The 395-nt window shown below is 70.9% G+C and carries 1 protein-coding gene; it reads left to right on the forward strand.

Features of this window, described 5'->3' with window-relative positions:
* Positions 1–351, forward strand: a 351-nt coding sequence (locus IM725_RS20180) for a nuclear transport factor 2 family protein (protein ID WP_193782416.1), incomplete at its 5' end; no start/stop codon positions are given.
* Positions 352–395: the final 44 nt, after the last annotated feature.

The following is a 395-nucleotide window of genomic DNA, read 5'->3' on the forward strand; positions in this document are numbered from 1 at the left end:
GTCCACGCGGCCGCCGAACGGCTGCGCATCGCCATGATCGACCCGACGCCCGAGGCGCTCGGCCAGCTGGTGGCCGACGAGCTGAGCTACGGCCACTCCGGCGGCCGCGTGGACACGAAAGCCAGCTTCATCGGCGACCTGATGAACGGCAAGTCGGACTTCGTGACCATCGTGATCACCGACCAGTCGATCCAGGTGGTGGACGGCGTGGCCGTGGTGCGGCATACGCTGACGGCCGACACGAACGACTCCGGAAAGCCCGGGAAGGTGCAGATCAAGGTGCTCGGCGTCTGGCAGAAGCGCGGCAGCGACTGGAAGCTGCTCGCGCGCCAGGCCGTGCGCCCCGCCTGACGGGTCCATCGGACCGGGCCGGTGGGGGGCGGCCCGTGCCCGGC

The organism is Ramlibacter aquaticus, assembly GCF_015159745.1.
GTDB lineage: Bacteria > Pseudomonadota > Gammaproteobacteria > Burkholderiales > Burkholderiaceae_C > Ramlibacter > Ramlibacter aquaticus.